This is a genomic window from Tannockella kyphosi (genome assembly GCF_021054785.1).
GTDB lineage: Bacteria > Bacillota_I > Bacilli_A > Erysipelotrichales > Coprobacillaceae > Tannockella > Tannockella kyphosi.
The window spans coordinates 1,078,190-1,097,725 of the sequence record NZ_CP088239.1; the positions used below are offsets into that span (position 1 = coordinate 1,078,190).

The 19,536-nt window shown below is 28.6% G+C and carries 17 protein-coding genes; 1 reads left to right on the forward strand and 16 read right to left on the reverse strand.

Going from position 1 to position 19,536, the window contains the following annotated elements:
• Positions 1 to 48: 48 nt before the first annotated feature.
• The 11 genes from LRR82_RS05500 to gmd form a co-directional block, all read right to left on the reverse strand.
• On the reverse strand, positions 49 to 933 hold the full coding sequence (locus LRR82_RS05500; protein WP_249030528.1) for a tocopherol cyclase family protein: 885 nt from the start codon (positions 931 to 933) through the stop codon (positions 49 to 51).
• 64 nt (positions 934 to 997) lie between these two features.
• Positions 998 to 1,228, reverse strand: a complete 231-nt coding sequence (locus LRR82_RS05505) for a hypothetical protein (RefSeq protein ID WP_249030529.1) — start codon at positions 1,226 to 1,228, stop codon at positions 998 to 1,000.
• On the reverse strand, positions 1,228 to 1,989 hold the full coding sequence (locus LRR82_RS05510) for an HAD-IIB family hydrolase (protein WP_249030530.1): 762 nt from the start codon (positions 1,987 to 1,989) through the stop codon (positions 1,228 to 1,230). The genes LRR82_RS05505 and LRR82_RS05510 overlap by 1 nt, the downstream gene beginning before the upstream one ends.
• A gap of 100 nt (positions 1,990 to 2,089) precedes the next feature.
• Entirely contained in the window at positions 2,090 to 2,551 is a 462-nt protein-coding gene (locus LRR82_RS05515; RefSeq protein ID WP_249030531.1) for a PepSY domain-containing protein, read from the reverse strand.
• A gap of 53 nt (positions 2,552 to 2,604) precedes the next feature.
• Positions 2,605 to 4,335 (reverse strand): ABC transporter ATP-binding protein, encoded by a 1,731-nt coding sequence (locus LRR82_RS05520; RefSeq protein ID WP_249030532.1) that lies wholly within the window; start codon positions 4,333 to 4,335, stop codon positions 2,605 to 2,607.
• A 313-nt stretch (positions 4,336 to 4,648) separates the two neighbouring features.
• Positions 4,649 to 5,362, reverse strand: coding sequence for a CpsD/CapB family tyrosine-protein kinase (locus LRR82_RS05525; protein ID WP_249030533.1), 714 nt, complete (start codon positions 5,360 to 5,362; stop codon positions 4,649 to 4,651).
• 1 nt (position 5,363) lies between these two features.
• The gene (locus LRR82_RS05530; protein WP_249030534.1) at positions 5,364 to 6,098 is read right to left on the reverse strand and encodes a YveK family protein; all 735 of its coding nucleotides are present in this window, start codon (positions 6,096 to 6,098) and stop codon (positions 5,364 to 5,366) included.
• A 112-nt stretch (positions 6,099 to 6,210) separates the two neighbouring features.
• A complete protein-coding gene (locus tag LRR82_RS05535; protein WP_249030535.1) occupies positions 6,211 to 7,899 on the reverse strand; it encodes a phospho-sugar mutase in 1,689 nt (562 codons plus the stop codon).
• A gap of 60 nt (positions 7,900 to 7,959) precedes the next feature.
• Positions 7,960 to 9,276, reverse strand: coding sequence for a sugar phosphate nucleotidyltransferase (locus tag LRR82_RS05540; RefSeq protein ID WP_249030536.1), 1,317 nt, complete (start codon positions 9,274 to 9,276; stop codon positions 7,960 to 7,962).
• Between the two features lie 14 nt (positions 9,277 to 9,290).
• Positions 9,291 to 10,232: a GDP-L-fucose synthase family protein gene (locus tag LRR82_RS05545; RefSeq protein WP_249030537.1), complete on the reverse strand. Its 942-nt coding sequence runs from the start codon at positions 10,230 to 10,232 to the stop codon at positions 9,291 to 9,293.
• Positions 10,233 to 10,242: 10 nt separating this feature from the next.
• On the reverse strand, positions 10,243 to 11,289 hold the full coding sequence (gene gmd / locus LRR82_RS05550; RefSeq protein WP_249030538.1) for a GDP-mannose 4,6-dehydratase: 1,047 nt from the start codon (positions 11,287 to 11,289) through the stop codon (positions 10,243 to 10,245).
• 153 nt (positions 11,290 to 11,442) lie between these two features.
• Between gmd and LRR82_RS05555 the strand changes: the two genes are divergently transcribed.
• The gene (locus LRR82_RS05555) at positions 11,443 to 12,303 is read left to right on the forward strand and encodes a helix-turn-helix domain-containing protein (protein ID WP_249030539.1); all 861 of its coding nucleotides are present in this window, start codon (positions 11,443 to 11,445) and stop codon (positions 12,301 to 12,303) included.
• Positions 12,304 to 13,083: 780 nt separating this feature from the next.
• Here the strand turns inward: LRR82_RS05555 and LRR82_RS05560 are convergent.
• The 5 genes from LRR82_RS05560 to LRR82_RS05580 all read right to left on the reverse strand — a co-directional run bounded on the left by LRR82_RS05560 (position 13,084) and on the right by LRR82_RS05580 (position 19,534).
• Positions 13,084 to 13,662, reverse strand: a complete 579-nt coding sequence (locus LRR82_RS05560) for an acyltransferase (RefSeq protein WP_249030540.1) — start codon at positions 13,660 to 13,662, stop codon at positions 13,084 to 13,086.
• A 78-nt stretch (positions 13,663 to 13,740) separates the two neighbouring features.
• Entirely contained in the window at positions 13,741 to 14,331 is a 591-nt protein-coding gene (locus LRR82_RS05565) for a glycosyltransferase (RefSeq protein WP_318031850.1), read from the reverse strand.
• 646 nt (positions 14,332 to 14,977) lie between these two features.
• Positions 14,978 to 16,522 carry an oligosaccharide flippase family protein gene (locus tag LRR82_RS05570; RefSeq protein WP_249030541.1) on the reverse strand — a complete coding sequence of 515 codons (1,545 nt, stop codon included), beginning with the start codon at positions 16,520 to 16,522 and terminating at the stop codon, positions 14,978 to 14,980.
• Between the two features lie 740 nt (positions 16,523 to 17,262).
• Entirely contained in the window at positions 17,263 to 18,291 is a 1,029-nt protein-coding gene (locus LRR82_RS05575; RefSeq protein WP_249030542.1) for a glycosyltransferase family 10 domain-containing protein, read from the reverse strand.
• A complete protein-coding gene (locus LRR82_RS05580; protein ID WP_249030543.1) occupies positions 18,272 to 19,534 on the reverse strand; it encodes a hypothetical protein in 1,263 nt (420 codons plus the stop codon). The genes LRR82_RS05575 and LRR82_RS05580 overlap by 20 nt, the downstream gene beginning before the upstream one ends.
• Positions 19,535 to 19,536: the final 2 nt, after the last annotated feature.

Below are 19,536 nucleotides of genomic sequence, written 5' to 3' on the forward strand. Positions count from 1 at the left end.
TTTTATTTTATAACATTTTGAATAGCTATGCAACTCTTTAAAGATAACTTAACGAAACTCAAAACCAGCATTTTGATAACTTTTTTCAAGGATAACTTCTTCTTTTTTACGAATCATAAACTCGATATTAGCGTCAATACTTTCATTCACGATTTCTACCATTTCTCCTAATTTAGGTGCTTGTAAGTTGCAACCTTTCGAACACTCTATTTCCATACTCATTAACATACTTCCTTGTTTTATTTCTAAAAAACAATATTCTTTATCTCTTTGCATATAACGAACCCTTGCTCCTAAATAACTAGCAAACAAATATTCTTTTTCCATTGTTTTATAGACAAATATAACACCTTGAAAAGATGATTTTAAAAAAGGTATCTTTGCAACACTACCAAATAAACTAGATTCACTATCATTTGCTTGAAACCAAATATAATGCTTAGGAAAACTAGATCCCCAATCTTTTTCTAAATACGCTTGTCCGTGCATTACATAGCATTGCTTCTCTCGATAAAGATATCCTCCAATTAGTGCATTCATAAAGATAATACCATGATTACATTCCATAGTACTTAGATAACTAAAAGGTCCCATAATCGTAGGTATATACTTAGAAGTTTTTAATTTTATAGGTTGATAGAAACGTATTCTTGCTTTTATCATCAATGATTCATCTAATAAGTATAATTGATGATCATTAAACATATTTATCCCTATATAAAAACAATCTTTATTATGATCATAATAGAAATCTTCTAGTTTATATTTGATAAGTTGATAACAATACGTTTCATCAAATAACTGTATAAATGCATATTTAGTTGTTAAACCAATAATAACAACTAATTTCTTATCTTCATAATTAATTCGATAATACCAACCTTCAAAATAATTATTATTCTTTGTTGTATGTAACAACATTTGTTTTTTCATATTCCACCTCTTTGTACTATATTTACAAAACTTTAAAATATGAAAAGAATCTCCGAAGAGATTCTTAATCTTTGATTACTTTTTTAATTATTTCATTTGATTTTTCTAAAACTGGATTGATGCTATCTAATTGGATTTGAATATCATCTAATTGATGATTTGTAGTTAGAATCTCTTGTTCTTTTTGTTTCCATTTCTTTTGTGTTTCGTGAAGCCATTCATTGCTTTTTAATAGAATAATACAACCTACTAATACAAAAGCAATAATTCCGACCATATATAATAGATAAATCATTAGTCTATCCACCCAAAATGTTTACAAGCATATTCTATTCCATCGTCATCATTTCTTTTCGTTACAAAGGTAGCAATTTCTTTTAATTCATCAATTGCATTACCCATTGCAATCGACATATGAGCTTGTTGCATCATTGATAAATCATTCTTTCCATCTCCAAAAACAACAACATCTTTTAAATCAGCATGATAATGTTTAATGACATCTTGAATACCAATAAACTTATCTAAAGGTTCCACAATAATATCTGTTTCATGATAACGAACATATCCTAAATCATGTACTCTTTGTAAACTTGCTTCTTGTTCAAGAGTACATTTAATAAATATTTTATAAATATCTTTTACATCTTGAAAACTATCTATTTCTTTGATTGTATGTGGCATTTCTGAACTATAGATTACTTTACTACAACTATAAAGAACTTGTTCATTGTCTATTTGACAAGCAAAAGTAATGTTCTTATCAATTAATTCATCGATTATTCCCTTTGATAACTGTCTATCTAATGGTTTAATCCATTGAATTTCTCCATTCAATGTTACACCATTACCACCATCACTAACCATATTTAGAAATCCATTTTCAATAGCAAAAGGCTTTGCAAAATGTTCTCCACGACCAGTAGCTATTGCTACAAAATGACCATTATCTCTTAGCTTTTGTAATGTTTTTTTTGTTGATTCTAAAACAATTCCACCTGGATTTTGATTCGTAAGTGTTCCATCAATATCAAAAAATATATATTTCTTTTCCATAATTTATCCTGATATACCTACAATGAAGTTATATATCTTTCCCCTTTTTGTATTATAACAAGATTCTATTAAAAAAGAAATAAATTACAAGAAATGAAAATTACTCTGTACTTTTTTGTTTTATTTCCGTTACTTCTTTTGATTCTTTATCAATAGTAACTTCATAATAATTAACACCATCACTTACAATAGCACTATATGTTCCTTCTTCTTCTTGATAAGTGATATCACTAATAGTAGCTTGATCAAATTGTTCTAATGCTAAGTCACGTGCGGAATCTTCATCAAATTCTTCTTCTTGGATATCACTTAAATCTTTTGAAATAATACTTCCATCACTTGCATCTACTTTTACATCATAGTTTTTTCCATCTTGTGTAATTGTAAATAAATAATGTGGTGTTTGATCATCTAAGTTTTCTTGAAAACTTAGAACATCCCCATTAATTTGCTCTAATGCTTTTGTTTGAGCATCTTCTAGTGCCATCATTTCTGATTTACTACAAGCTGTTAATAAAACTAAAAACAAAAAGAAACTTATTTTTTTAACTATATTTTTCATATAAAAATCTCCTTTCAATATAAGTATGGCTTGAAAGGAGAAAAAAATGTAATTTATTGAAATTGTCGATGAAATAAAGATGCATATTGTCCTTTATGATCTAATAAGGCTTGATGATTCCCATCTTCAATGATTCCATTTTCACCTAAAACCAGAATGCGATCCGCATTTTGGATTGTTGTTAAACGGTGTGCAATCACTAATGTAGTTCTATTTTTAGCTAGTGATTCTAATGATTTTTGAACAACATGTTCACTTTCATTATCTAATGCACTAGTTGCTTCATCAAAGATTAAAATTGGAGGATTTTTTAAAAATACTCTTGCTATTGATAAACGTTGTTTTTGACCACCAGATAACTTAATACCACGTTGACCACAATCTGTATCATAACCATGTTCTAAGTCCATAATAAAATCATGAGCATTGGCTTTTTTAGCAGCTTCTATTACTTCTTGGTCTGTTGCATTTAAATTACCATAACGGATATTATCCATAATAGATCCTGCAAACAAATAAACATCTTGTTGTACAATACCAATATTATGACGTAATGAAGAAAGTGTAACATCTTCTATAGATTGCCCATCTATTTCTATTTTACCACTAGTTAATTCGTAGAATCTTGGTATTAGAGAACAAATAGTAGTTTTTCCAACACCTGATGTACCAACAAAAGCAATATATTGTCCTGCTTTAATATCTAAATTAATATTTTTTAGAACATAATCCATTTTATCATTATAACGGAAAAATACATTTTCAAAATGAATACTTCCTGTAACATCATGTAATAGCTTAGCATCTTTTTTATCTTGGATTTCAGGTTCTACTTCCATAATTTCCATAAAACGATCAAAACCAGCTGCACCTTCTTGGAATTGTTCTGTAAAGTTAATTAGTTTTTTAATAGGATCCGTTAGATTTGTTATGTATAACATAAATGCTACTAAATCAGAAATATCTAAACTCCCCTTTGCTACATATAAAGAACCAAAGAAAATAACTACTAAAGAAATAGAACTAATAAAAACACCCAACCCTCCATGATATTTTCCCATGTAAGAATAACTGTTATCTTTACTTGCTACATATTGACTATTTGAATGATGAAATTTTTCCATTTCTCTTTGTTCATTCGCAAAACTTTTTACAACACGAATACCTGATAAATTATCTTCAATAGTCTCATTAATATTACCAATCGTTTCTTTGTTACGTTTAAATGCACGTTTCATTTTACGATTATAATAGAAAGCAAAAAGTATCATTGCAGGAATAAAAGCAAAAATAATGAAAGTAAGTTGAACATGAATCGTTAATAAAATAAGGAAAGCTCCTACAAACTTAACAAGACTAATAATAAGGTCTTCTGGACCATGGTGCCACAATTCTGTTAAAGAAAACAAATCATTTGTAATACGTGACATTAACTGTCCTGTTTTTTGTTCATCATAAAAACCAAATGATAATTTTTGATAATGACTAAACATTTCATTACGTAAATCTCTTTCCATATAAGCACCCATTACATGTCCTTGATATGCTATAAAATAATTACATAATCCTTCAATAACAATAGCTATTAATAAAAATAAAGATAATTTATAAATAATTGTTACTTCTACTACTTCTTCTAATAAGACAACACCTGTTATATATCTTATAATAAGTGGATATAATAAAGTGATAGAACTTGCTACAAAAGCACAGAACATATCTTGACTAAATAGTTTTAAGTATGGTCGATAATACGACAAAAACTTTTTCATTCTTCTAAACATATAATTCCCCCTCTAAATACTTACTACATTGTACATCATTTTTTGTGATAATCAACAAGAATACTTTTTATTGTATGTAATACATCATTTTTCTACTCCTAATGAGCAAAATAAGAATATCTGTATAAATATAGTTACCTTCTTTTAGAATTTTATCAAAATAAGATATCCTACAAGATGCTCATAACAAAAAAAATAATCATAAAATAATAAAGCACTAATTATCCTATACACATTAGGACAACTAGTGCTTTACTCGATTTTCTTTATAAGTTCTTATAACATAGACTATGGAAGTCTATCCTTTTTAACTTTATTCGTATGAATATCCTTTTCCATATTTCTTACTATAACCAAAACTTGCTTCTTTATATCCACGGTATACGATACCCAATATTTTAGCATTTACAAATTTTAGTTGATAAATAGCATGATTTAATGCTTTCTTTTCACTATAGTCTTGTCTACTTACAATAACCATTCCATCTGTATATTTAGATACAATAACTGGATCTGATACTACAGATACTGGAGGTAAGTCTACTATAATATAATCATATTCTTCTTTTAGTACTTCTAATACTTTCTTCATACTATTTGAATTTAGTAATTCAGCAGGATTAGGTGGAATGGGTCCACTAAATATAAAGTTTAGATTTGAGAATGTTTTATCTGATACGATGCATGATACTGTATTTTTTTGGACACCTGTTAAGATGGATGATAATCCATCTTTCATTGATACTTTTAAGTATTTAGAAACACTAGGTAATCGCATATCTGCTTCGATAAATAATACTTTTTTATTTGTCTCTGCTAGAGCATATGCTAGGTTAATACTTGTTGCAGTTTTACCTTCTCCTTTTATTGCACTAGTAATACCAATAACTGGACATTTTATATCTTCTGTAAAAGAGAAGTCAATGTTTGTACGTAACATCTTATACGCTTCTGTTATTGCAAAAGGAATATTAGGATAAATAAATCTTGCATCAACAGTATCACTTACTTTATTTAGTTTCGCCATTTTATCTATTTCCTATCTTTGTTTTCTTTTTACCATAGTATGAAGTATTTGCTCCATCTTCCGGAATAAATGCCAGTATTGGATAATCAATTGTTTGTGTAATATAGTCTTCACTTCGAATCGTGTTATCAAATAATGCTGCTACAACGATAATCCCTACTGCAATAACTAATCCAAGCATAGCACCCATTATCGTATCTTTTGATGTACTTGGTGATGATTGACTTACGGGTGTTACCGCATAATCTACAATACGTACATCACTACCATCTACTACATTTGAAATAGATTCAGGCAATACTAGTCCTATTGTATTAGCGATAGCAGATGCATCGCTAGGAGATTCACTGGTAACAGTTACACTAAATACTTCTGTACTATTTACTGATGCTGCACTAATCATACTTACCATTTCAGTATATGTATAATCAAAGTTTCCTTCATCTATAATTTCATTAATCGTTGTTCTTGTTTGTAAGATTACTATATATGTTTCTATTAAGCTTTGAGCAGCTGATAATTCTCCACTAGAAATACTATAAGAAGTACTTCCTAAAGAAAACGTACTATTATTTACATATAGTTTTACATCTGCTTGATATAAAGGTGTCTTTGCATAGCTACTATAGCTATACATCGTAGCTGCTCCTAGAATAATAGCTATCATAATAATCCAGCCTTTATTTAACAATGCTTTTAATAATATCTTTAAGTCTATTGTTATTTCTTCTTCCATGTTTACCCCTTTTCAATATTTTTTATAAATCATACCATTTTAGTATGTATTATAATATCTTTGCCATTATAGCAACAATGCATTGCTGATGCAATGTTTATTGCATCTATATTTAGACTAATCTTTCTTTTAACGCTGTTAGTTTTCTAGTAGCCATGATACTAGCAGCTTCTCTATTTTCTGCATTTACAGAAATATATAGTTTTATTTTAGGTTCCGTTCCTGAAGGTCTAACAATAATAGAGTTATTTCCTTCTAGAACAAACTTTAATACATCTGATTTAGGTAAACCATTTAAACCACCATTATAATCAACTAATTCTAAGACTTTTTTAGTACCTATTGCATCAATACCACAACGCATATCTTTCATGATATTTTGCATTTTTTTAAATCCTTGTGATCCTTCAAATTCAAAAGAATATAAAGTGTTATAAGAATAACCAAATTCTTCATATAAGTCTTCTAATATATCTAATAAAGTTAATCCTAAAGATTCATAATAGGCGAACATTTCACATATTAAGAATGCTCCATTTACTGCATCTTTATCTCTAACATAAGGACCACTTAAATAACCATAACTTTCTTCAAAACCAAAAATATAAGAATCCATATTTCCTTCTTTTTCTAAGATACCTATTTGTTCTCCAATAAACTTAAATCCTGTTAGTACATCAATTGTACGTACTCCATAAGATTTAGCAATTACTTCTGCCATATCAGTACTTACAATCGTCTTTACTAATACTGGATCTTTTGGCATTGTTTTTAAAGCAACACGTCTTCTACATATATAATCTAATAATAAGATACCTACTTCATTACCACTTAGTAATACTAATTCTCCTTTAAAGTCTCTTACTGCTATACCTACTCGATCACAATCAGGATCAGTGGCTAATACTAAATCAGCATCATATTTCTTTGCATATTCAATACCTAGTTGTAATGTCTCTTTTATTTCTGGATTAGGATATGGACATGTTGTAAAGTTTCCATCTGGTTGTTCTTGTTCTTTTACTACTTTTATATTTGTATATCCACCCTCACTGAGAGCACGAATGACAGGTTTTAACCCTGCACCATGTAGTGGTGTATATACGATAGATATATTCTTATCTACTTGATGATTTCCTAATAATGATTGATTTAATACTTCTTTTGTATAGTTAGTATATATATCATCAGATATATATTGTATTTTAGAAGTAGATAGTCCTTCATTGAAATCTAGATTCTTTACATCCTTGAAGACATCTGTTGCTTGTATTTCTTTATAGATAAGTGTTGCTGCTTGGGTAGTTATTTGACATCCATCCGCACCATATACTTTATATCCGTTATATTTAGCTGGGTTATGTGATGCAGTAATTATGATACCAGAAGCACAGTTTAATTCTCTTAGGGCATAAGATAAACATGGTGTAGGCATTAATTCTTTGAAGATATGTGCAGTAATACCATTGGCTGCAAATACTCCTGAAGATACTTCAGCGAATTCTTTAGACATGTTACGAGAATCGTAACATACGGCTATTTTCCAGTCTTTTGGTTGGAAGTTTTGTTTTACGTAGTTTGCAAGTCCTTGTGATACTTTAGCTACTGTATAAATGTTTAATCTATTTGTACCAGCACCTAATACACCACGAAGACCACCTGTACCGAATTCTAATTCTTTATAAAATGCATCTTCTATTTTTGTTTCATTATTTTCAATGCTTTTTAATTCTTTTATTACTGTTTGATCTGTTGCTTTTTCTAACCATAATTGATAATTTTTGTTGATGAATTCTTTCATATTATTATCCCCTTTCATTTTATATACCAAAAACCCGCTATGATACCCATAGCAGGTGTATTACATAGGGAAATCGTATTTAGTCTTATCTTCTACCGATAATTCTTTACCGATTTGCACCTCAATTAATTCTAATTCAGTGTTCGCTATTACTGTATGTTTGCATCCTGCTTTTATGCTTATTATATCACCCATAGTAATATCTTTTTTGATACCATCTAAGATCACTACTCCTTGGCCTGATATAACTGTCCATACTTCATCTCTAAATTCATGACTATGATAGTTCATTCTATTACCGTTCTGTAAAGTAACTTTAATAGTTAAACTTTCTTTAGTTACATCTACTATGCGGAAATTTCCCCATGATTTTTCTGCAAACATAATTCGTTGATGAATGTTTTCTACGAACGGTTTAATATAACTTGATTGTTCTTTATCAGATACTAATACTCCTTCAAGACTAGCTGATATTACCACATCTTTTAGTCCCATACATAGTATTGGTACATTAAGTTCATTTAGAACATGAACGTTTTCACATTCATTATTCATAATGGCTTCACCTATACTAGGACTATTCATTGCTTCTGTTAAAGTATTCCAAGTCCCTAAATCTTTCCATTCTCCTGAAAAACGCATTACATTAATTTTTTCTTCATGTTCGACTACTGCATAGTCGAAACTGATTTTTTCTAATGTATCGTATTTAGAAAATAGATCTTGATAATCTATAAAATCAATAAGTTCATGAGCACGATTTAACATATAGCCTAGTTTAAAGGCAAATACTCCACCATTCCATAAAGCTCCTTGTTCTATATATTCTTTCGCTAATTCTGTTGAAGGCTTTTCTCTAAATAAATCTACTTTACTTACATTTTGTTTATCTTTAGGAATAATATATCCATACTTTTCACTAGGATAAGTAGGTTCAATTCCCATTAATACCATATTTGCACTACTAGTTTTAGCACATTCACTAAGATCTTCTAATGTCTGAAAGTAAGGTAATTCTACATATGGATCTACTGGACATACCACTACCACTTCATCTTCTGATATTCCACGACAATCTTTTAAATACGACGCGGCTAATGCAATAGCCGGAAAAGTATCTCTTCGACAAGGTTCAACACAAACACCAACTTCTTTACCTAATTGATTTTTAATAGCTGAAACTTGTGACTTAGAAGTAGCGATAGTGATGTTTGCATCACTATCTACTTCTTTTATTTGTCGATAGACTCTTTGGACCATTGATTCATATTGTTGATCTTCTGTTTCAAACATTTTAATGAATTGTTTGGAACGAATATCGTTTGATAGTGGCCATAAACGTTTTCCACTTCCTCCTGATAATAATACAATATTCATTGTCTTATCCTCTTTTATCTTTCAGCTCTTACTTCATTATTTAAGAAATCTTGATAAGATAATTCTATTCCTTGTTCTAATGTAGTAGTAGCTTTCCAACCTAAGTTTTCTAATTTACTAACATCTAATAACTTACGAGGTGTTCCATCAGGTTTATTTGTATCCCATAAGATTTCCCCTTGATATCCAGTAGTCTTAGCAACTAGTTGTGTTAATTCTTTAATAGATAACTCTTGTCCTGAACCTAAGTTTACTGTTTCATTCCCTTCATAGTTATCCATTAAAAAGATACAAGCTTCTGCTAAATCATCTACATATAAGAATTCACGTAAAGGAGTTCCTGTTCCCCAACAAGTAACTGTTTCTACATTATTCTCTCTTGCTTCATGGAAACGTCTAATTAGTGCTGGTAATACATGAGAATGTTCTGGATGATAGTTATCATTAGGCCCATATAAATTTGTAGGCATAGCACTAATAAAATTCGTGTTATACTGACGATTTAAATATTCACAATATTTTAACCCACTTATCTTCGCAAGTGCATAAGCCTCATTTGTAGGCTCTAATGCACTTGTAAGTAAGCATGTTTCTTTCATTGGTTGTGTTGCAAGTCTTGGATAAATACATGATGAACCTAAGAATAATAATTTCTTACAGTTATTTTTCCATGCTGCATTAATCACATTCATTTCTAATAAAATATTATCATACATAAAATCTGCTAAGTGTAAACTATTTGCGATAATTCCCCCTACTTTAGCAGCAGCTAAGAATACGTATTCAGGTTTTTCTTTTTCAAAAAATTCCTCTACATCAGCTTGTCTTCTTAAATCCAATTCTTTTGATGTTCTAGTAATAATATTTGTATAACCACTCGCAACTAAATTTCTCATAATTGCAGAACCAACCATACCCCTATGTCCGGCTATATATATTTTCGCATTCTTTTCCATACTTATCTCCCTAAGCTTTTTTCATTGCAGCTTGTTTTTTCGCTAATTCTAAATCATGTTTAGCCATAATTTCTACTAACTCATGGAAACTAGTTGATTGTGGATTCCAATTTAAAACTGTTTTAGCTTTCGTAGGATCTCCCCATAAGTTATCAACATCTGTAGGTCTAAACCATTTTTCATTTACTTCTACTAATACTTTACCAGTAGCTGTATCAATACCTTTTTCATCAATACCTTCCCCTTCAAAACGTAATTCAATACCTATTGCTTTGAATGTTTCATATGTGAATTCACGTACTGTATGTTGTTCTCCTGTTGCAATAACGAAATCCTCTGGTGTATCATGTTGTAACATTAACCACATACACTCTACATAATCCTTCGCATAACCCCAGTCACGTAAAGAATCTAAGTTTCCTAAATGTAAAACATCTTGAATACCACAAGCTATTCTACCTGCAGCTAATGTGATTTTACGAGTAACAAATGTTTCTCCACGTCTTTCTGATTCATGATTAAATAAAATACCATTTACTGCAAACATGTTATATGCTTCTCTATATTCTTTTGTCATCCAGAAACCATATTGTTTTGCAACCGCATATGGGCTATATGGATAGAAAGGAGTAGTTTCTCTTTGAGGAACTTCAACTACTTTTCCATATAATTCAGATGTAGATGCTTGATAGATTCTACATGTTTCAATCATTCCTAAGATACGTACTGCTTCTAATACTCTAAGTACACCTAAAGCATCTACATCCCCCGAATACTCAGGAGAATCAAAACTAACGCCTACATGGCTTTGTGCCGCTAAATTATAAATTTCATCTGGTTTAACAATTGTTAAAATACGAATAATACTCGATGTATCCGTTAAATCTCCATCATGTAAAGTAATTGAATTTGCTTCAATTAAATGATCAATTCTTGGAGTATTAGCGATTGATGCACGACGTACGATACCATGTACCTCATACCCTTTCTCTAATAAAAACTCTGCTAAATAAGAACCATCTTGTCCTGTTATACCTGTTATCAATGCTTTTTTCATTTCTATTCCTACCTTTTCACTATGCTTTCTTTAATCTATGCCATTATATGTACTTTTTTAACAAAAAGTAATGCATTATGTTGCAAAGTTCTAGCATTATATTGACTTTTATATTATAATCCTACTAATATAATATGAAATAGGAGAACCACTATGAATACTACTCATTTCCATGGAGATTTAGTGTATACGAATCGTATAATTTACACAGCTACCACCTTTGCAAAAAACAACCTAATACACTTACAAGAAGCAGGTACTACCCAAGCATTACAACCTCATAAAAGTACTAGATCTAAATTATCTTCTTATCTATTCTTTATCGTAAAAAAAGGTTCAGGAACACTGGAATATAATAATCAAACCCACTATATCAAAACTGGTGACTGTGTCTTTATTGATTGTAAAAAAGAATACTCTCAATGCAGTTCCCTAAACCTATGGGAAATACAATGGGTCCATTTCTATGGACCCAATATTTCAAACATCTATAAAAAATACATAGAAAGAGGTGGTTTACCTTGCTTTTCTACAAGTCACTATACTTCTTATGAAGACATACTTACTACTATTCATACGATTGCAAAATCAGATGACTATATTAAAGATATGACTATCTATTCTAAATTAACAGAGTTATTAACTCTGTTAATGAGTGATAGTTGGCACAAAAATAAATTTAAAAAGCTTCCTAATACCAAAAGAAACCTACAAACTGTAAAAGAATATATAGATACTAACTATTCAGATAAACTATCCTTAGATACCTTATCTGAACAGTTCTTTATTAATAAATATTATCTTACAAGACTCTTTAAAGAACAGTTTGGTTTATCTCTTATTGATTACTTATTACATGTACGTATTACACATGCAAAACAGTTACTTAGATTTAGTAATTTAAGTATAGAAAAAGTCGGAATCCAGTGTGGTATACCGGATGCAAACTATTTTACTAGAATATTTAAAAAGCTAGAGGGTACTAGTCCTAAAGAATATAGGAAGATGTGGTAATGTGATAATTCCAAACCACTTATTTAGTAAGTAAGCGTAAAATTATGTTCATATCAACATAATTTTACGCTTACCTTATTTTAAAAAAAAAAGCAGGAAATATATTTTCTGCTTTTTGGATTATGAAATTTTTTTGAAAATACAAAACGTAAAATTCAGTAGCACAAGATAGATAATTTTATTTTTTTAAATAATTATAACAATTTTCCATTATTTTTTAGTGTATCAATTTTTTGTCTTTCATATGTTTCAGTTTGATTACCAAATCTTCACTAACAACTGATTATGATTGCTTAATAACAAATACTTTTCCATCAAAATTTATAGAACAACATATATGTTATACATATATTTAGTGATATTATTTCGAACCTTCTGCAGGAACAATTCTCTTAATTGTAAAAACTAAAATGTATGTATTATCGTTTTTAATTGCTTTTGTATAAATAAATTTATTCAATTCAAATGAATAATATCTGTATTTAATTCCTTAACAATTTTTTTAGTATTAAAATATGTTGAAATTCAATGTGTAACATTATATCTAAAAACATTAAGTTTATTCCATATACGGTACTTCCTTGCCAAGCATCTATATATTTTTCCTAGTGAAAATCCTGCTTATTTTTTTAAAATATTTTTCTTATTTTGACAATCATGGAAGGATTAAACAAAAACATCATATTTGTCTCTGTCAATTCCATTCATAAAAATCAATAGACCTTGAAACTCCACTACCTCCCTTTTCGCAATGTATATATAAAATTTGTTTCGCCATGTTCATACACTCACCTTTTTAATGAATTTTGCAGGGTTCCCAGCCCAAACCTGGTAAGGTGGTACTGATCGTGTTACTACAGATCCTGCTCCTATTATTGACTTTTCGCCAATTGTAACACCTTTTAAGATAATGCAGTGTGCTCCTATAAAAACACCATTTCTAATTAAGACACTTCTACATTTAGCTCCTGTATCATTCTCATTAATACGTTCATTATAATCCAATGAATGAAAGTCGGTATCGTAGATTTTACAACCCGATCCAATGAGCACATTATCTTCAATCGTTATATTTTCAAAAGCTGTTATGGCAGAATGAGAAATTCCTACATTATTTCCGATTTTTAAAATCGCACTTCCTTCTGCTCTCAAAAAAGTTTTTGTTAATCCACCTATTGGATTAATTCTACAATCTGAATGTATAGTTACATTATTCCCTATATATATTTTTCCATTGCCATGTAAAGACAATTTCCCATTTATATTTAAATTATCAGAATAACTAACTTTTTTTCTCTTCAAATTTAAAACATTATAAAAATTAGTATACATATTCAATATAAAAAGTATTTTTTTCACAGTTAATATCATTCCTTTCAAAAAATTTTAAATAAATTTTTAGGATATTCACACCTTGAAAAAGCATCATATTCTCATTTATAATAATTGAAATATTTTATTATATTCTTTTTTAAATCTATCAGGATTTAATGCGTTTTGGTAATCATAATATGCATTATCAAAGTGAAATGATTCGGTTAATGCTAGATCTAATATCTTAGTCAGTGATTCAGTATTTTCAGATTGGAACGTGTATCCCAAATGATTATTCCGTATAATATCACCTAATGAGCCATGATTTGGTCTTATTATAATCTTTTCCATAGCTACACCTTCACCCAATGGACCACTCGCCCCATCAAAATACTTCTTATATGGTAGGACTATAAAATCGGATGCAATCAAACATAAATTCACTTCATCATCCGATAAGAAATGAAGTAAAATTTTTACATTATCTTTATATGAGATTATTTTACTTTCAATAAATTCTTTTTTGAAAGTTTCCTCTTTTCCAGCTATTAATAAATAAAAATCATTTTTGACATTTCTCAGAGATTCCACTAAACTGTCCAACCCTTTATCATCTCTAGTTCCACCAAGGGCTAATAAAATTGGTTTATTTGTGGTTAACCCCAGTTTGATTTTTGCAACCTCTTTAGAAATAAATTTGTTTTCTTGAAGTATAGGCTATTCCAGAGAACAACGTTTTTTATATTCAAATCAAGCAACATTTTTTTAGCAGAATATAATGCACTATTTTCCAAAGTCCTAGCATTTTGTTGACTTTTATCCTATAATCCCAGTAATGTAATATGAATATAGTAAAGTAACTATAAATGATACTTATTTCAGGGGAATTCAATGTATAAGAACCGTATAATTTATACTGTTACTTTCTTTGCGAAAAACGACTTAATGCATTTATAAGAAACTGGTGTTACCAAGCATTGTACCTCATATAAATATTAGATCTAAATTATCTTCTTATCTATTCTTTATCGTAAAAAAGATCAGAAAAACTAGAACATAATAATCAAACTCATTATACTGAGAAGTGATCTAAGTATAGAAAAATCAGAATTCATTGTAATATACCAGATGGTAACTATTTTACTAGAATCTTTAAAAAACTTGATGGTATTAGTCTTAAATAATATAAAAATATGTGACATTGAATCATATCCTTTTTATTTCAACAATCGTAAAATAAGCTTACCAAAATGCTTCCTATACTAAATAAATTAATGTTTTAAATTCGGTCAACTTGGCATTCATAATACTTTATTTAGCGTAACCACCTGGCAACAGTTATTCCCCATGTATCCTTTTATTACTTTTTTGATTTTTCAAATAAAATCAAAATTTTTGTCATATTTTTTTTTATTGTATCTATATCAACCATAATAAATAAATTTGTAAATAATACTAATAATCCAATTGTTCCTCCCACAAAAAAGAAACTAATCCAACTATTGATTTCAACAAAACTAATCCCTACAGTAGTAATAAAGAGTGCTGAGAAGAAAGATACAATACCTCTAATAATTGCAGGGTAAAACGTTTTTATTGATACTCTTAAAACTAAACTTGAATATATTGGGAAAAAAATAAATACCCAAATCACTTGAATAGCAGTAGATATAATTGGAATTGAAATTATTCCAAGATTTGTGTATTTATACATTAAAAAAGCTAGAACTATATTTAACAATCCACTCAAGCTTAAATATAAAGCCGGTATTTTTACTTTATTTAAAGTAATACTTAAGTAGGAAAGTATCCACATACATCCAATAATACAATGAGGAATAATTGTGATAGAAGAGAGGATGTTTAACCATTCAATATTTTCTAAAGGCGTCCATAATGAAAAGAAAGATGAGCTCATAACTATAAAGACACCTACCACAGATGTTGAAAATAAACCAATAAAAGTTTGTGCTTTCTTTACTTCTAAAACTAATTTTTCAACGCTTTCAACAGCATATGTTTTCATTATGACAGGGTAAAACACTCCCGTAAGCATTGAAATTAATCCATTAACAAAGTTGGGGACTGTTTGGACAATTGCATACTCGGCAGCAAGTGTGGTTCCATAGAAAATATTAGCTAGAATTAAGGAAGAGCCAGCTAAAAGCATAGATCCAAGTGAATTTATTATATTCCATGAACTTGAATAAATTATTGTTTTTACAGTACTTATATTAAATGCATTTATACTTATTCTTATATTTGGTAATAATTTTTTAGTATATCCATACTGTATTATAAAGCCCAATAACGAGACAATAAAAGTAACAATTCCTACATATGATATGTCAGGGTTAAATAAACCAAAAAAAACAATGTATAAAAATATTTTAAGCAGATTTAAAACCAACTCTCTTAATGATCTCAAATCAATGCGATTTGTTGCAAATGTAGCTACTCCAAACACTGCGGTTATAATATTTAAAAGTAAATTTGTAAAAGTAAAAGCAAACAAAACTCTTACTGATGCAATTAAATTTATTGGAATATCTAAAAACACATCTATAAATAAAACAATAAAAGTCATTGGAACTAACAATAACAATGATATACATAAATTAGCTATAATTGTAGATGAAAAATATTCATTTGCCTCAGCATTATCTTCTCTTGCTATTGCTATGGTAATATATCTACTAGCCATAGCATTTAAAGCATTTGTCACTACACTCATATATAATATCAAACTGTTTGCTAAAGGGTAAAAACTATATGCCTCTTTTCCTATATTATTAATTAAATACGGGGTTAACACAAATGTCATTAAAACTCCAGTTGAATATGATACGATATTTGAAATCATATTAATTAATAATCTTCCATTTTCTGTTTTCTTTTTATTCATAATCCACTCATAAAATATTGTTTTTTCTAAATCAATATTATATTTTCCTTTCGCAAACTTATACTCCGTAAAATAAAAGCTTTAAGATCCATCCTATAAAATTAGCAGAAACATACACAAATTCATTATAATATTATACCAAAACAGCCTATAATCTATTATTGTGTAAATATAATTTAAATTATTTAAAAAAATTCAGCATTCTCTGTTTAAATTCTCCATTTGTAACTATTCCACCCATTACTTTTCTCATCCTATAATAGATTACATCAGAATTACCGAATATATATCAAATAGAATAGCCTAATTTTAAAAAAATCTCTCGAATTTATATGTTTTTTTGTTTTGTAATTATATTTTCATAATTTGAATAGTGAAAATCAGTATAATAAATTTAACAACTGAATCAGATCAACTCATTATTCCCAATTATAATTTTATTAAATCTTATGATCGACCCATGCAATATTTTTGAATTTTTCCCTATTCTAATTCTTCCTCTGTTACTGATTTCAAAAAAGTGCAAAACAAAACACTCATTTGAATTAACACGTTAATTAGAGTTAATTTGTTATGTCCTCTCCAATTAAAACATTACCATCTCCATGGAATCTTGATTTTCCCCTTATGTTTAGGTATACTCCATATTTAACTGTGATATATTTGAAAATCAAATTTTAACATTGTCCTGATGCCTAATTAATTTTCTTGAAAACATTTTTATCATCATACTAATTTCTTTATACTTTGTTTCTATTAAATAAAAAATCTCGTATTGGGACTAGTTTATGTAACATCCAATAATAGTTATTTCCGATTTTCTGTTTTCTTTCATATCGTTCTCCCCAATATTTCAAATTTCTACGGTATGCTGTTTCTTTATCTTGTGAGAAAATATTTATTAAATACTTTTGAAACTTTTGTTGTTGCTCATCGATATTATAATCTTTTGAAAATGCAGGTTGCTTTAACATTTCCAAATACCTCTGCTCATTTTCATCAATCTCTATTATTCTATTTATAATTTCATCATAAATAGGACTATCTACTGGTGTGTCTGCCTCTAATCCAAAATCATGACAGTTTATAAAGGCATCAGAATTACATTCTTTCGTGATTTCAGGGTTACCCCAATAAATTGGTATAGCTCCAGCAGAAAATGCGTGTATAATTTTCTCTGTTGTATACCCGTTCCCCATTGTATTTTCAAAAGCAATAACAAATTTATGTTTTTCTTGAAATCCCAACTTACTCTGTATTGGTCCTCCAACATTATTCTTATATCTTCCTCCTGAATTTACTTCTTTATACGAATTTAACTTAATAAATATGTTTTCTCGACAGTCACTTGCATCAGCATTAGAATAAACAAAAGAACAAAAAGAATTTTTATTTGCCATATGTTTACTAATATGTATGTGTTTATTCCTTGCTCTAATTAGGTCATTTGAATAATCATCATTCTTATATGCAGTAAATCCATCAACCAAATATAGTGGATAACGAATATATCTATCTTCAAAATCTAAATAATGGAATCCTATTCCATAATCACAAACATTGAAATCAGGAACCAAATTTTCAGCAGTATAAAAAATTCTTACACAATTATAATTTAAGTATTCTTTAGAATTTACAGAATATATTAAAAAATCAGGATCGTCACTTAATTCAATATTAAAGTGTTCCCTTAATATATTGGAGATAAAATTATTTTTTTCGTCAAAATTACCACCCATACCAGAATATTTAATTTTTATTGTTTTCATATGTAACTCTCCTACATTTATCATTTTTATTTCTTTTTTCAGTTACCGCATATGCTAATAAAATAATTCCTATAAATTTATAATGATTATATGGTATTCCGGAATACAAGTTGTAACATAATGTCAAAATTGCAATATATTGCAAAAATTTAATTGAATAATCATTTGTTTTAATCATCAATATCTTAATAGGATAAAACAATTGTACTACTAAATAAAAAACACCACCTATTAAACCTAAATCTGTAAACGCCTGTAAATATGGAATATCTAATTGCTTAAATCCATATCCATTTCCAAAAATTATCGTTAAAAAATCAGAATTCAGATACTCAGAAGGCACAGTAGTGATATTATTGTATCTATTTATTGCCGCCGCATCAATGCCAGAATCAAAAAAGCCAAAATATGTACTAACTCCTTTAATTAAAATTTCAAAATATTTTTCTACCATTACCCAAAAATCAGGTAAAATAAAATCTGTCGTCGCAAGCATTACTACACACGTTCCTAAGATTTTGAATATACTAACAAATGTCTTTTTCTCAATTTTTAAATTGAACTGCGCATTAATAAAAACATGATAAAGTAATATCACTACATAAGTAACCATTAGTCCACGTCTTGACACTATCATCATTACTAATATTGAGCATATCAAAAATAAATATTTCATAAAAACAACAATTTTTTTATGGGTTTTAAGAAGCAAAAAGGAACAAAGGTTATAAAATGCAATTACGGATAAAGTTAACCTGTCAGAATTATTGGCCATATATACTACATTCGTGTTAAAATTACTGAATGAATCAGTGAGTTTATATAATAGCATCATAGTCAATACCCCAGATATAAGCCACATAGTATTAACTAAATAATTTCCATCAATTTTTCTATGATTGGTTGACAAACAAATCAAAAAGAATATAACGTATAATGTATAAATAATTCCTTGATTTTGCGTGAATAAACCTTCTCCTGCCATAATTGCAGCCACCAGTGAATATATGTTATATCCAAAAATAAGAAATAGATATCCACTAAACTTAGGAAGCTTTAACGTAACTAAGTTTTTTAAATTTATAACCAATACTAAGCTTAGTGCAAAAATAATATTGGTTAATTCTATATTTTGTAAATTAAAAAATTCAATAAATATTCTAGAAATCTGTGTCCCAATTAAAGCTAATATTATTCCAATTTCTAAATTGTGATTTTTTTGCTTTTTTTGTTTTATTATCATTA